The 10,896-nt window shown below is 68.5% G+C and carries 13 protein-coding genes; 1 reads left to right on the top strand and 12 read right to left on the bottom strand.

Annotation, left to right across the window (positions count from 1 at the left end):
- The 10 genes from IR187_RS16485 to IR187_RS16440 form a co-directional block, all read right to left on the bottom strand.
- The coding region (locus tag IR187_RS16485; RefSeq protein ID WP_194955660.1) for an outer membrane protein at positions 1 to 774 on the bottom strand (774 nt) is incomplete at its 3' end.
- Between the two features lie 130 nt (positions 775 to 904).
- Positions 905 to 1,357 carry a DUF2793 domain-containing protein gene (locus IR187_RS16480; RefSeq protein WP_194955659.1) on the bottom strand — a complete coding sequence of 151 codons (453 nt, stop codon included), beginning with the start codon at positions 1,355 to 1,357 and terminating at the stop codon, positions 905 to 907.
- A gap of 12 nt (positions 1,358 to 1,369) precedes the next feature.
- Entirely contained in the window at positions 1,370 to 3,547 is a 2,178-nt protein-coding gene (locus IR187_RS16475) for a phage tail protein (protein WP_194955658.1), read from the bottom strand.
- A gap of 154 nt (positions 3,548 to 3,701) precedes the next feature.
- The gene (locus IR187_RS16470) at positions 3,702 to 4,124 is read right to left on the bottom strand and encodes an NlpC/P60 family protein (RefSeq protein WP_324187718.1); all 423 of its coding nucleotides are present in this window, start codon (positions 4,122 to 4,124) and stop codon (positions 3,702 to 3,704) included.
- Positions 4,117 to 4,944 (bottom strand): DUF2163 domain-containing protein, encoded by an 828-nt coding sequence (locus IR187_RS16465; protein ID WP_194955657.1) that lies wholly within the window; start codon positions 4,942 to 4,944, stop codon positions 4,117 to 4,119. Before IR187_RS16465 ends, IR187_RS16470 begins: the two co-directional genes overlap by 8 nt.
- Positions 4,944 to 7,268 carry a DUF2460 domain-containing protein gene (locus IR187_RS16460; RefSeq protein WP_194955656.1) on the bottom strand — a complete coding sequence of 775 codons (2,325 nt, stop codon included), beginning with the start codon at positions 7,266 to 7,268 and terminating at the stop codon, positions 4,944 to 4,946. Before IR187_RS16460 ends, IR187_RS16465 begins: the two co-directional genes overlap by 1 nt.
- A gap of 358 nt (positions 7,269 to 7,626) precedes the next feature.
- Positions 7,627 to 8,196, bottom strand: coding sequence for a tail tape measure protein (locus IR187_RS16455; RefSeq protein WP_194955655.1), 570 nt, complete (start codon positions 8,194 to 8,196; stop codon positions 7,627 to 7,629).
- Complete coding sequence (locus IR187_RS16450) at positions 8,183 to 8,377, bottom strand: phage tail assembly chaperone (RefSeq protein WP_194955654.1); 195 nt, start codon at positions 8,375 to 8,377, stop codon at positions 8,183 to 8,185. Before IR187_RS16450 ends, IR187_RS16455 begins: the two co-directional genes overlap by 14 nt.
- Positions 8,378 to 8,439: 62 nt before the next feature.
- Positions 8,440 to 8,754, bottom strand: a complete 315-nt coding sequence (locus tag IR187_RS16445) for a gene transfer agent family protein (protein ID WP_194955653.1) — start codon at positions 8,752 to 8,754, stop codon at positions 8,440 to 8,442.
- Complete coding sequence (locus IR187_RS16440) at positions 8,751 to 9,158, bottom strand: phage major tail protein, TP901-1 family (protein ID WP_194955652.1); 408 nt, start codon at positions 9,156 to 9,158, stop codon at positions 8,751 to 8,753. Before IR187_RS16440 ends, IR187_RS16445 begins: the two co-directional genes overlap by 4 nt.
- Positions 9,159 to 9,206: 48 nt before the next feature.
- Between IR187_RS16440 and IR187_RS16435 the strand changes: the two genes are divergently transcribed.
- A complete protein-coding gene (locus IR187_RS16435) occupies positions 9,207 to 9,536 on the top strand; it encodes a hypothetical protein (RefSeq protein WP_194955651.1) in 330 nt (109 codons plus the stop codon).
- Between the two features lie 250 nt (positions 9,537 to 9,786).
- Here the strand turns inward: IR187_RS16435 and IR187_RS16430 are convergent, their stop codons facing one another.
- Positions 9,787 to 10,179, bottom strand: a complete 393-nt coding sequence (locus IR187_RS16430; protein WP_194955650.1) for a DUF3168 domain-containing protein — start codon at positions 10,177 to 10,179, stop codon at positions 9,787 to 9,789.
- On the bottom strand, positions 10,176 to 10,745 hold the full coding sequence (locus tag IR187_RS16425; protein ID WP_194955649.1) for a head-tail connector protein: 570 nt from the start codon (positions 10,743 to 10,745) through the stop codon (positions 10,176 to 10,178). Before IR187_RS16425 ends, IR187_RS16430 begins: the two co-directional genes overlap by 4 nt.
- Positions 10,746 to 10,896: the final 151 nt, after the last annotated feature.

The raw sequence follows: 10,896 nt of genomic DNA, 5'->3' as shown, positions 1-10,896 counted from the left end.
TCCGGGCTCACACTGCACCACCGGCGGAGGCGGCGGGGGCGGCGGGGGCGGCGGCGGCGGCGGCGGCGGCGGGGGCGGCGGGGGAGCCACCGGTTCCGCACCACCGAAGTTGTACGTCAGCGTGCCGAGCAGCGAGTGCGAGCGGAAACGCGTCGACACGTCACGGCCGCGCTGGTCGACCAGGTCGATATTGTCGACATTGAAGAAGCGATACTTCAGGCCGACGTCCCAGTTGCGGCTGATCGGAGCGCGAACGCCCGCGATGGCCTGCCAGGCAAAGCCGGTGTCCGAATCATCGAGAAACGGACCGGCGAAAACGGGTTCAACCGAAACGCGGGCGACACCCGCACCGCCGCCGACAAAGCCCTGAAGGCCATCGTCGTCGCCGAAGTCAAACATACCGTTGACCATGAAGCTCAGCGCATTGGTATCGCCGTTCAGCGCGCGATTGCCCGTAAGCAGCGCACCGGCACCCGAAGCGGTTTGCGGGATACCCGGAACGCCGAAGCGACCCGATTTGATGTCGGCTTCGCGATAACCGACTTCGACTTCCGCGCGGAAACCGCCGAAATCATAACCGACAACGCCTTCAAAATCATATCCGGCGCGATGGTCCAGCGAAGCCGCATTATTGAACGCGCCAATGTCGAGGTCGAGGTCTTCGACGATCATTACACCGCCGCCGACACCAACATACCACGAGTTGTCGCGGGCCAGAGCGGGCGACGCCATGGCAGTGGAGGCTAGCGCCACAGCTAAGGCAAGCTTCCTCATAGAAATTCCCCTTTCAAATTGAGATATACGTCTCGGCAGACGTCCTACCCGCCGCTTTGGTTCCGTGCAAGTGAACAAATCGCAAATCTGTTGCCAAAAAGTCGCACTTTTGAACTGTTCTTCGGGAAATTTAGCCTGATTTCAAAAGCCCCTGCGCCTCCAATAGCAGGATCAGCGACGCGAGGACAGCCCGCGCCTCTGCATCGACGATCGCACCGCCGTCGGCGGGAGCAAGGATTGCCGGTGCGATCCATTCGGCGCCATCGAATCGCAGCCAGGTACCGTCGCCGATATGCCAGACCCCCGTCCCGGGTCGCGGCGCCGCAAAACGCCAGCCACCGGCCGTCCGGACGGCGATGGCCTGCGCCTGCCCCGTCCAATCGCCGGTCGGTGCCGCACCGACAAGCCAGCACTGTCCGGGTGCGGGTTCTGCGGGCGGATCGTTCGCCGGTCCGCCCTCCACCGCCGCATGCAGCAGCGCATCGATCAGTACCAGCGCCTCGTTGTGGGTCATCTCTTTCTGCGCCTGCGCCATCGCAAGCAGCGGCAGCGCGTGGCGCGGGGTCATCGGCAGGTCGGTCATCGAACGATCTTTCTATACCAGAGGGATACGAAGCGGCAGTGAAAGGCCGAAATCGCCCAGCTGGCGAACCTCGGCGACCGTGCCCGGCGGCAAGATGGCGACGGTCTCGGCAGCGATCGCCAGCGACGACGCGGTTGACGACCAGGCGGCAACCCCCGCAACCGGAGGCGCCAGCGTGATCCGCCACACCTCCCGCGCCTCGCCGAGCGGCAGGTCGACTTCGTCGCGCCAGCCGGGATCGACCCGGCTGCGGCGGCGCCACGATAGGAGGATGCCGCCAGCTCCGTCGGCAGCGGTGCGGCCATGCACCGGCGACAGCGGCCGCCTTGCCGATCCACCCGCGGGCACGGCCATATCGGCAAATGTCATATCGCCGCGCCGTGCCCATTGCAGCCGCGCGGCTCCGCTTTCGGCGGCACGGGCCGCCGATTCGGGCAACAGCAACCCCGCATTGTCGTTCAGCAGCACAAAGGGCGTTCCCGCGGCATGACCTTCCATGCCCCCGCTCCCGGCCCGTCGCCGCAGCAGGCGCGAAAGCCGCCATGTCGTCGGCGCCGTCGGCTCCGCTGCCCCGAATTGCAGCAATTCGTCGCCTATCATTGCGCGATTCGCGCCCGCCAGCAACGCGGCATCGTCGACCGAATCCAGCATCGTCGACGGATTGACCATGGTCACCGTCAGGGCGTTCACCGCATCGAACAGAAATTCGCTCGCGGCCGCCAGCGGCTCGGCCAGTTCGCCCAAGGCGAGCGCGGGCCGCACCGTTCCCAGCGGCACCGGCTCGGCATCCGGTCCGGGAACGAACCAGCAATCGGCGCCGCGCCAGCCGTCGTTGCTGCCCGCCGCCGCAACCAGCAGCCGCGCGGTCGCGGCGGGTGGCACCTCCAGGTTGGGCAAATCGAACAGCCGCACGATGCCCGTCGCATCGGGCCAGTCGGGCGGCCGCACCGGCACCCCCGGCGCGGCAGGCCAGTCGGCGACCGGCACCGGCTGATGGCGTTTCAATTCCAGCGACAGGCGATCGGCGCGCACATGCCGCGCCGCCACCCGCCAGATGCTCCCGTCGCCGATCGCCAGCTTGCCTCCGACCGGCAGCGCCAGTGCCGCCAGATCGGCGTCCCAGACCAAAGTCTCGCGCCCGTCCGACGCTGCGGCCGCGAGCCGCCCGGCCAGCGCCCGCGCCGACGCGGCGGGCAGCACCGCCGGCAGGTCGATGCGCTCCTCGCGCGCGCCGCCGCCAGCGACCTGGCTCGCTTGCTGGCCCAGCTGATAATCGCGCTCGGGCTCGTAATGGCGCAGGCGGATCGACCCCGGCAAAGCCGCCAGCGGCGCGCGCTGTCGTTCGACCAGATCCTGCGTCGCCTCGCTCCGCGCTACGGCACGAAAATCCGCCAGCGCGAGCGCATCGGCGCCGCTTTCCACCGGTGCCAGCCGCCACCCGTCCGGACCGCTGACCAGCCGCGTGCCATCGACCTCGAACAGCGGCGCGAGCGCATCGCGCGCGCGGTCACCCGACGCGGCATAGCCCGCGACCGGCCACTCGCCCGCGCAGCGCCCGGCCTCGCCGAGCAGCGCATCGCCGACCAACCCCGCATCGACACCGCCCGCATCGGCCTCGACCTCGAAGGTCAGCGACGGGATGCGGTTGCCGAACGCCGCCAGCTCCAGTTCCTCGAACACCGCATAGGCCAGTCCGCGAAAGGCGCTCGCCGATCCCGGCCCGACCGCCGACGCGATCAGCGGATCGACCGCCTGATCCTCGCTGCCGTCGTGCCAGCGAAAGATGCAGCGCTCCTGGAACGTCCCGCTCGATCCGCGCAGCAGATTGCCGTCGGCCCAGATGCGCCGTATCGCGCGGATCGGCCGCGACGACAGCGCCACCGCCAGCGACACCGCATAGCTATATTCGGTGACCGACGGCCGCCCCTTGCCGCCGCCGCTCTTGGTCCGCCGTTCGATCAGGTCGGTCGCCCAGATCACGCTGCCCGCGACGCGCATTGTCCCGAACAATTGCGGGATCTGCTGGCCATAGGTCGATGCCTGCACCTTCAGGTCGGCCAGCCGCGGCCCCTCGCGCCCCTTGGGCTTGAACACCGCCGCGTCGACCTGCTGCCCCAGCGCAGCGCCGATCGCGGCCCCCACCGGCCCGCCGACGATTCCGCCAACCACCGTCAGCACCAAAGTTGCCATGCCATATCCCCATATCGAGGCGCGGAAACCGGTTCACGCGGAGACGCGGAGAAACAAAAAAAGGCGGCAAAGCCGCCCATAAACTTCTTCCTCCGCGTCTCCGCGTGAACAGTTTCTTTTCTCTGCGCTCTCTGCGTCTCTGCGCAAAAATTCTTCAATCCGGCGCAAAACGCCACAACGCTGCATCCGACAGTGCCTGATCGACCGGCGTCTCGACCACTCGCCGCAGCCCGGCGTGCGCGTGAACAAAGGTCGTTTGCCCCATCAACCCCAGATGAAACTGCCCCGCCGCCAACGCAATCAGCGCCACATCGCCGCTTTGCCGCGGGCCATCGACGGCACCGAAACCCGCGCGCCCTAGCGCCTCGGCAATCCGCTCCCGCGACCAACCGCGCAGCGGATAGTCGCGCGGTCGCACCAGCCGCCGTCCCGCCGCGGCATAGGCCGCCCACACCAGCCCGACGCAATCGAGCCCCGTCGCCGGATCATAGCCCTGCGGCCGGAACCGCGCCCCGACCAGCCGCCGCGCGCGAACAAAAGCGCGCGCGCCCAGATCCTGTCCGCGCAGCTCAGCCACCGGGATAACGCGTGAGCAGGTCATTGCCCGGCAAATGCGCCTCCCCGCGAAAGTTGATCGCATTGGCAAAGCGGTCGCGGCACGTCGCCAGCTGATTGTCGCACCCTTCGGTCAGCCGCACCCGCGCCGCACCCGCGAGAGCAAATGATGGCCCCTCGGCCAGCTGCAACACCGCCCCGTCCGCGGCGATCACCGGGCTCGCCAGCCCGCAATTCGCCCCCTCGATCCACAGCAATTCGCCAAAGACCATGCCCGCGACCGCGCTGTCGAGCGTCACCGCGCGCCCTTCGACCGCCACCACCCGCCGGACATGCGTCAACGGCGCCAGATCGACCCGGCACGCCCGGTCGCCCAGCATCGCGCGGCACGACGGCGACGTCGCCGGGCACACTGGCCGATCCAGCAGCCGCGTCACCCCCTGCAACTCGGCCGCAAAAGCCGCCCCGCGCCGCTCGATCGCGCCCAGCGATCCCCGCGCCACCGTCACCGGCGCCACGTCCGCCGCCGTCCAGTCGGTCACGAACAGTTCCAGTTCGGCACCGTCCCAGCGTCCCGCATCCAGGTCGCGCGCCGCAATCGCGTCGCTCGCGATCGCGCCTTCCAGATCCATCGTCGCCGCGTCCAGGCTGTCGCTCGTCTCCAGCGCCGACGGTTTCATCCCCGGCGCGGCGCGATAGAGCAGCCCGCCGATCAGCAAATCGCGGTCGTGCGAGGTCAGCCCGATCACCACCCCGTCGCGCCGCGCCAGCCGCCAGCACCACGCGAGCGTCAGGACTTCCTCGCGCAGCCAGTCAGGCGCTGCGGTCAAACTTTCCGGCATCACCACGGCGCCCGCACCTCGACCAGCGGCACGGTGGCGATCTCGCCCGCCAGAAAGGTCGCGCGGCTCGCCTCCAGCCGGTCCTCGGCAAAGCGCACCGGCACGTCGAACAGATACCCGGCGCGCACCGCCACCCCCGCCGCGGGCGCTGCATCGAGCAGCACCTCGCCTTCACCCGTCACGACAAACGCCGCGGTCTCCAGCCCGTCGACCGACACCCGCACGCTGCCCGCGACCGGCAGCCGGATCGCGCGCACCTGTTCCGCGTCTCCCGCACCATAACGCTTCACCAGCGCGAACTGCCGCCGCACCCCGTCGCCGACCCCCAGCATCTGGTCGTCCGCCGCCGGCAAACCGCCATCCGCCGCCGAACTCGCGTCGAACGGATCGCGAAAGCGGAACGCCCGCGCCGCCCCGCGCCGTGCCCGAAAGAAATCGGCGAGCACTCGCACATCGGCCTCGGACCTTATCCCCGGCCCCGCATCGTACCGCATCCGCGCCTCGGCCCATTCGCTCGCGCGCTGCTCGTGCCCCGACGGCGAGCTCACAATCTGGGTCGAAAATTCGGTCGCGACCATCGCCTCGCGCCCGATCGCCAGCGGGAAATCCACCGCATCAAAAGCCTGCACCTCATCCTCCCCGTCAAAAGCGACAAAGCCGTCGCGCGCCACCTGCGGCAGCGCCCACACAAACGCCCGCGCCACCCCCGCCCGCCGCGCCGCAGCAGCGGATTCGGCGATCGCTCGCCACTGCCCGCGATCCGCCGCATTCAGCACAAAGCCCGCAAAATAATGTTGCTCGTGAACCGGATAGCCGAGCCGCTGCACCATCGCCGTGCGCGCCGGTGCCGTCTCGGCGCCGCGCTCCGCGGTCACCCAATCATAATCTTCCAGCTGCAAGACATCGAACGCGGGCTTGGCCCATCCCAGCGGGACATTCGCCCGCCGCACCTCGGGCGCCGACGGGTCGAGCACGGTCGGCAGAAACACCAACAGGAACGATTCAAGCCCCACCGCCCCCGCCTCGTGCCGCGCCGCCGCAACCAGCGCCGCAGTCGAACTCGCGAGCAGAGCGCCCAGCGCATCCAGCATCGCCCGCTGCGGCGCTGACAAGACCCCGCGCACATCGGAAATCGCTACGCTCGCGATCCCCAGCGCGCCCGTCGTCGCCCCATCATAACCACAGATTTGACCACCCGGATTGACCCACCACCACGGCTCGCCAACCTGAAACTTCGCCCCCAACCCCGCCTCGATCCCGATCGCGACAAAGGCGCGCGCGACCAGCTGCAAATATCCCATCGCCGCCGCATTGGCGGGCGACAGCAAGGTCGACGGCGGCACCCATCCGGTCAGCGCCGGTGCGCCTTCCGCATCGCGCTGTTTCCAGTCGTTCCAGCAATAGGCGTCGAACAATTCATACGACAGCGACCAGATGATCCCCAGCCCCGCCGCCGCGCACGCCGCAGCCAGCGCGCGATGCCATTCGCTCGTCGGACGATTGAGCACCCCGCCCGCCAGGCTGACGTAGAATCCGCCGCCCAGCGCTTCGAGCCGCATATAATGGCTCATCCCGACATAATGGACGACGTCGCCGCGATAGCCCAATTGCACGATCTGCCGCACCACCCGCGCCGGAGTCAGATGATAGCAATCGTCATAACCGTTGGTCATGCCGAGCGCGGTTTCGGGTAGCACCGCATCGCCGATCGCCAGCACCGACCCCGACCCCGTACAGATAATGTCGCTCATCTCGGCCCAGCCCTCGACCCGCGCCGCCAGCACCCCCTCGCCACCATCATAGGTCGGCGGCACCAGCGAAATGAACATCCGGTCGATGTCGCCCGCCCACACCGGGGCGGCCTCGCCGGGCAGCAGAAAGCCGCCGTCCAGCGCATCAAAGTCCAGCGTGACAACCGCATCCTCGGCGCTGCCCGCGGCATAATTCCACAGCCGCACATACCAGGCCCGCGCCGCCCCGCTCGCGTCGCGCCCCTCGATCGTCAGCGTCGGCCCGTGCAGCGCATCGAGCGGCTTGATGCCCCCAGACCGCCACCGGAATTTCAGCTGCGTATGCCGGAAATCGCGCTTGGTCTCATACGCCAGCAACGGATGATCCCAGCGATCCTCGCTCTCCCAGATCAGCCCTGCCAGATCCTGTTTGCGATAAAATACGGCTTCGACACGCAGCGCGCGCGGCGCCGGACTGGTCACGCTCGCCATCATCGGCCGCGCAAAATCGACGGTCCAAAACCGGGGGTCGAACCGCTTCAGCCACCCCTTGCGATGCTGCGGCTCCGATGCCGCCACCAATGCCCAGCCCATCACGATCCCCCTCCCCTCCCGCTTGCGGGAGGGGCAGCGAGGCTTGCGAACTTGTTCGCTAGCCGCAGCGGGGTGGGCAGTCGCGACGTGGCTGGCCCACCCCCAACCCCTCCCGCAAGCGGGAGGGGAGCCAACGCATCGCGCTTGATATTTTCATCCTGTACCATGTCACGCTCCCAGCCCTCACCCGTCCCCTTCGTCATTGCGAGCGCAGCGAAGCAATCCAGAGCGGCTTGTCACACCCTGGATTGCTTCGCTGCGCTCGCAATGACGTGATTATGAGACCGCCCCGCCAACCGCCGAAGCGTTACGATGTGTGAAACGAAGGACGGTGTTTTCATCTAATCCCGTCACGCCCCTAATCCTCCCCCATCGCCACCGCGCGCCGCACCGCGCGCGCCAGCTGCCGCCCGGTCTGCGCCAGCCGCTGCGGCTCGCTCCCCGTCTCGCCCCGCACATTCACCGTGATCGCAATGTTGCGCGCCCCGCCGCCCGCCGCCTCGACCCGCCCGCTCGACGTCGGCACGAACAGCTCCGGCCCGCGCTCGCCGACCCGGTACGCGCGCCCCGCGCTCACCGGCCCGCCGGTCGCGCGTCCCGGCGCCCCGAACAGGCCGAGCAGCAGGCTCTGCCCCAGCGACAGCAACCCGCCACCGACGCCTTGGCCGCCGGTCGCCGCGCCGATGCCATTCGCCACCGCCGCGCGGGCGATGTCGGCCATCACCGACAGCGCCAGCCGCTTCAGATCCTCGAACCCCATCTTGCCGTTCACAATCGCGCGCGCCAACGCCCGGTCGATCGCGCGCCCGGCGCGTTCGGCCTCGGCGACCAGTTCGCCGCCCAGTTCGGCGCGCAACGCCGCGATGTCGCGCCGGAATGCCCCGGTGTCGGCGCGCACCGCCACCACCATCTCGTCAATCTCGTCCATCAGGAAATTTCTCCATCAGTGCCGCCAGCGCGGTCCCGTCAAACGACGCCCCCGCATCCGCCTCGACCCACCCCGCCAGCACCGCCCGCACATCGGCAGGCGTCGCATTCCAGAAATCGTCGGGCCGCCATCCCGCAACCCGCGCCATCACCCCGAGTAGGGAAAGGGCCGCATCACCCATGCAAATTCGCGTCACATCGATCCTCCCTGTGGCGAAGCCACAGGAAGGATTTTCTTGTACCCTCACCGCCCCGACAAAATCTGCCCCAGCAGCACGCGCAGCGCCGGGGTCACCGCCGCCAGCCCCTGCGCCACCACCGCCTCGCCCACCGCCTCACGCGTCAGCGTCTCCGGCCGATCCTTCACGCAATGCCAGAACAGGGTCGCCAGCTCGCCCAACCCCAGCCGCCCGTCCGCCGCGCGCTCGACCAGCGCGAACAGCGGCCCCAGCTCGCTCTCCGCCGCGACCAGCGCCGCAAAACTCGGGCGCAGCACATATGTCCGCTCGCCAACGCGCAATTCCGCCTCGCCGCGCAAGGCATTCGCCGCCGCGCTCACAGGCTCACCACCGCGCCGCTCGATTCCAGGTTCAGCGTGTAATTGCGCTCGCCATTATAATCGCCGGCATAGTCCAGCCGCGTCACCAGGAACCGCCCGCGCAGCCGCTCGCCGCTCTCGAAACTCAGCTCATAATCGTCGATCGTCCCCGCCAGCGCATGGCCGCGCACCCGCACCTCGGCCGCCGACCCGGTAAAAATCCCCGCTGCGCTCACCGAAACCGACCGCACCCCGGCGCCCGACAACAGCGCGCGCCACCCGCCCGAATCCTTGGTGGTGACGTTCACCGCCTCGCCGTTCACCGACAATTGCGTCGTCCGCAGCCCCGCGACCGTCTGATACACCGGCGGCGCCGCGCCATCGCCGACCTTGAGCAGAAAAGCGCTCCCATTTTCGATTGCCATCGTTTATTCTCCTCAGTCAGAAAAACATGCGGAACGGGGAGTCGCAGGATGCTCATCACAACATTGGTTTTCGCCGCCATGATCCAGTCGCCCGCGGTCGACACGACGCGCGCCGCCTTCACCAAATGCTTGCGCGACGACATGAAAAAGGCGCTCGAGGCCAAGGTCGAAGAGGTCGAATATGAAATGGCGCTGAAAGCGAACTGCGGTGCCGAACGCGACGCGTTCCGCAAGGCGCTGATCGCGCTCGGCCGCTCGGGCGGCGATTCCGAAAAGGTCGCCACCGAAGACGCCAACATGCAGATCGACGATTATCACGCCAGCTTCACCGACAAGTTCATGGATTATAAGTCGAACAACACCCTGCCGGGCGATTGACCGTCGAACTGGACTGCAAACGTCAGCGTAAGTCGGCTTGGGGGCGGGAAGCTGCCTTTCCCCTCTCCCGTCGGGAGAGGGATACGCAGGCTTGATTGCGCAGCAACCTAGCCGAAGTTGGGTGAGGGGATCACCCTCCGATCAAAAAACCAACCTCAGACACCCTCACCCAACCCTCTCCCAAGGGGAGAGGGTTTTACGCCCGCAACCCGTCGCACCCAGACAATCACCCCTCTGGCAGGAACGCCCCTCACCCCGCCAGACACCGGCACCGCACCGTCACCTCGTGCCGCCACCCGCCGCCCTGCCCAAAACCGAACCGCGTCCGTACCACCCGCGCGCTGACGACCGACCAGCCATCGGCCGCCCCGCGCAGTCCCGCCGCGACCGCCTCGATCCGCCCCGCCGCGACATCATCGACGGCGCTGCCGACCCCGGCCAGCGACAGCGTCAACCGCACCTCGCGCCCCGTCCTATCCTTCGTTCCCCAGTCCGCGCCCTCGGCCGCGCCCACCGAAACATAGGGGGTGCTCACCCGCGGCGGCACGCCGTCAAAAATCCCATGCACCAGCCCCGCCAGCACCTCGTCACCCGCCAGCAGCGCGAGCGCCTTCGCGCGCACCGCCCGCTCGGCGCCACTCATCGCCCGCCGCCCAGGCGCAGTACCCGCCACGGCTGCCACAGCGCCGCGATCGCTGCGGGCGGCGGCGGTACGTCCTTGCCGTCGCGCGCCTCGTACAGATGCTGCGCCATCCGCACGATTCCGTGCCGGATCGCTTCGGGCACATCCGCGCCCGCCGCCGCCATCCCGGCGCGATAGGTCACGCGCACCCGCGCGGCGCCATGCTGCGGCATGATCATCACCCGCCCCGCGCCGTCCGCCGCCAGCGACAGCCGGTACTCGTCCACTGCCAGCACCGTCTCGCTATCGTCCGCCGCCACCATCCGCACCTCGTCGACCGCGACCACCGGCCGCACGCTCAGCCAGGCAGCGCCCTGTTTCACCCGCACCAGCTCGCTGCCCGATCGCTGCACCAGCCACTGGCCGACAAAGGCCTCGCAAATCCCCGTCGCGGCGCGCAGCAGCGGCTCGACCACCGCGTCGTCACTCGCGCCGCCCATCCGCAGCCAGCCGCGCGCCTCGTTCAGGCTCACCGGGGACGCCCCCGGCACCAGGCTCATCACCATCACCGTTTCTCCACCCGCCATCCAACATTTGACCGCTGGCCCCCGCCCCCGGGCTTCAAGCGCGTCCAATCGCTGGGAAAAGAACCTGTCGTCATTCCGCCCATACCGGCCTGCAAGCTCTTCGGGGTGTATTCTTGCCCCTTGATCACTTCACCCGCACGATCCATCGCAC

The organism is Sphingopyxis solisilvae (assembly GCF_015475875.1).
Classification (GTDB): domain Bacteria; phylum Pseudomonadota; class Alphaproteobacteria; order Sphingomonadales; family Sphingomonadaceae; genus Sphingopyxis; species Sphingopyxis solisilvae.
The sequence above is the reverse complement of the archived record's forward strand: the minus strand, read 5'-3'. Positions and strand labels throughout refer to the sequence as shown.

Coding starts and splice junctions, on each gene's coding strand:
- IR187_RS16465 (WP_194955657.1), bottom strand. CDS start 4,944: ATGCCGGAAAGTTTGACCGCAGCGCCTGACTGGCTGCGCGAGGAAGTC.
- IR187_RS16440 (WP_194955652.1), bottom strand. CDS start 9,158: ATGGCAATCGAAAATGGGAGCGCTTTTCTGCTCAAGGTCGGCGATGGC.
- IR187_RS16460 (WP_194955656.1), bottom strand. CDS start 7,268: ATGGGCTGGGCATTGGTGGCGGCATCGGAGCCGCAGCATCGCAAGGGG.
- IR187_RS16455 (WP_194955655.1), bottom strand. CDS start 8,196: ATGGACGAGATTGACGAGATGGTGGTGGCGGTGCGCGCCGACACCGGG.
- IR187_RS16425 (WP_194955649.1), bottom strand. CDS start 10,745: ATGGCGGGTGGAGAAACGGTGATGGTGATGAGCCTGGTGCCGGGGGCG.
- IR187_RS16435 (WP_194955651.1), top strand. CDS start 9,207: ATGCTCATCACAACATTGGTTTTCGCCGCCATGATCCAGTCGCCCGCG.
- IR187_RS16450 (WP_194955654.1), bottom strand. CDS start 8,377: ATGGGTGATGCGGCCCTTTCCCTACTCGGGGTGATGGCGCGGGTTGCG.
- IR187_RS16430 (WP_194955650.1), bottom strand. CDS start 10,179: ATGAGTGGCGCCGAGCGGGCGGTGCGCGCGAAGGCGCTCGCGCTGCTG.
- IR187_RS16475 (WP_194955658.1), bottom strand. CDS start 3,547: ATGGCAACTTTGGTGCTGACGGTGGTTGGCGGAATCGTCGGCGGGCCG.
- IR187_RS16480 (WP_194955659.1), bottom strand. CDS start 1,357: ATGACCGACCTGCCGATGACCCCGCGCCACGCGCTGCCGCTGCTTGCG.